The 2,540-nt window shown below is 51.1% G+C and carries 2 tRNA genes and 2 rRNA genes (1 of these 4 cut by a window edge); all 4 read right to left on the bottom strand.

What is annotated here, in order from left to right:
- Nucleotides 1-461, bottom strand: a 23S ribosomal RNA gene (locus IEV19_RS13795); it reaches 2,378 nt to the left of the window's first position.
- A gap of 232 nt (nucleotides 462-693) precedes the next feature.
- Nucleotides 694-767, bottom strand: a tRNA-Ala gene (locus IEV19_RS13800).
- A gap of 128 nt (nucleotides 768-895) precedes the next feature.
- Nucleotides 896-969 (bottom strand) — tRNA-Ile (locus IEV19_RS13805).
- A gap of 123 nt (nucleotides 970-1,092) precedes the next feature.
- A 16S ribosomal RNA gene (locus IEV19_RS13810) occupies nucleotides 1,093-2,540 on the bottom strand; the annotation flags it as partial.

The following is a 2,540-nucleotide window of genomic DNA, read 5'->3' on the forward strand; positions in this document are numbered from 1 at the left end:
GAGTATTTAGCCTTGGCGGATGGTCCCGCCAGATTCATACAGGGTTTCACGTGCCCCGCACTACTCAGGATACCACTACTAATTACGCACCTTACCCATACGGGACTATCACCCTCTATGGTCCGACTTTCCAGACGGTTCCAGTTCGGTAACGCATTAGATGTCGTGGTCCTACAACCCCGATATTGCCGAAACAACATCGGTTTGGGCTAATCCGCTTTCGCTCGCCACTACTCACGGAATCACTATTGTTTTCTCCTCCTCCGGCTACTTAGATGTTTCAGTTCACCGGGTTTGCTTGCCTTACGGCATGACTGGCCTTCAACCAGCCGGGTTGCCCCATTCGGATACCTGCGGATCAATTCGTATGTGCCGATCCCCGCAGCTTTTCGCAGCTTATCACGTCCTTCTTCGCCTCTGAGAGCCTAGGCATTCCCCATACGCCCTTAATTAGCTTGTCGCCTTATGCCTCGTATTCTATTTCGCTCTAATAAAAGATATGCTAAAAGCACATCCTATTACTCTTAAAATTTAAATTCGTGTCTTTACAAAGTCTGTAATTCTATCCCTATCAGCCGAAACTGACAAGAATCAAACTACAAACCCTATCCCAATATGTCAATGAACGTTACACTTACGCTTCTCTCTTTGCCCTTTTTAGGCGGTAAGCGGATCCTTAAAAAGGACCTGTAGTGGAGAATATCGGAGTCGAACCGATGACCTCCTGCGTGCAAGGCAGGCGCTCTAGCCAGCTGAGCTAATTCCCCGTCTTATGAATCCCTGAAATTGAAGGCTACATGCCCCTTGTTTCAGTTGACGGTAGCTCCAACCTCCAGAATTTCCTTCTTTCAATGAACTTAATCGCACTCCCAACCCAAGGCTTCGGAGCACATCGTAGTCTCAGGCAGACTCGAACTGCCGACCTCTACATTATCAGTGTAGCGCTCTAACCAGCTGAGCTATGAGACTGCATTAAAAAATAATGGTAGACAGCTAAAAAGATCCTTCCTCTTAACTCAAGACATCACAGAACCGCCTTGAAAGGCAGTTTACAATTGAGAGCTTCTTACAGCTAATGCATCAATTCTCTAGAAAGGAGGTGTTCCAGCCGCACCTTCCGGTACGGCTACCTTGTTACGACTTAGCCCTAGTTACCGATTTTGCCCTAGGCCGCTCCTTGCGGTGACGGACTTCAGGCACTCCCGGCTTCCATGGCTTGACGGGCGGTGTGTACAAGGCCCGGGAACGTATTCACCGGATCATGGCTGATATCCGATTACTAGCGATTCCAGCTTCACGGGGTCGAGTTGCAGACCCCGATCCGAACTGTGACCGGTTTTATAGATTCGCTCTCCGTTACCGGATGGCTGCTCTCTGTACCGGCCATTGTAGCACGTGTGTAGCCCAGGACGTAAGGGCCGTGATGATTTGACGTCGTCCCCACCTTCCTCACGGTTTGCACCGGCAGTCCCGCCAGAGTCCCCAGCTTTACCTGTTGGCAACTGACGGCAAGGGTTGCGCTCGTTATAGGACTTAACCTGACACCTCACGGCACGAGCTGACGACAACCATGCAGCACCTTGCAAAATGTCCGAAGAAAAGTCTATCTCTAAACCTGTCATTCTGCATTTAAGCCCTGGTAAGGTTCCTCGCGTATCATCGAATTAAACCACATGCTCCACCGCTTGTGCGGGCCCCCGTCAATTCCTTTGAGTTTCATTCTTGCGAACGTACTCCCCAGGTGGGATACTTATCACTTTCGCTTGGCCGCCGAGTCCGAAAACCCGACAGCTAGTATCCATCGTTTACGGCGTGGACTACCGGGGTATCTAATCCCGTTCGCTCCCCACGCTTTCGTCCATCAGCGTCAGTCGATAGTTAGTGACCTGCCTTCGCGATCGGTGTTCTATGTAATATCTATGCATTTCACCGCTACACTACATATTCCGGCCACTCCACTATGACTCAAGACAACCAGTATCAAGGGCAGTGCTACGGTTGAGCCGTACCATTTCACCCCTGACTTAATCGCCCGCCTGCGGACCCTTTAAACCCAATGATTCCGGATAACGCTCGGACCCTCCGTATTACCGCGGCTGCTGGCACGGAGTTAGCCGGTCCTTATTCTTACGGTACCGTCATCTGCCCACACGTGGGCATTATTCTTCCCGTATAAAAGCAGTTTACAACCCATAGGGCTGTCTTCCTGCACGCGGCATGGCTGGATCAGGCCTTCGCCCATTGTCCAATATTCCTCACTGCTGCCTCCCGTAGGAGTCTGGTCCGTGTCTCAGTACCAGTGTGGGGGATCCCCCTCTCAGGGCCCCTACCTATCACTGCCATGGTGAGCCGTTACCTCACCATCTAGCTAATAGGACGCATAGCCATCCTGTACCGCCGAAACTTTAAATGATCACCGATGCCAGTAATCATTACTACGGGGTATTAATCCGAATTTCTCCGGGCTATCCCCCTGTACAGGGTAGGTTCTATACGCGTTGCGCACCCGTGCGCCACTCGTCATCAGAAAAGCAAGCTTT

Source organism: Muriicola marianensis (assembly GCF_014638095.1).
GTDB classification, from domain to species: Bacteria; Bacteroidota; Bacteroidia; order Flavobacteriales; family Flavobacteriaceae; genus Muriicola; species Muriicola marianensis.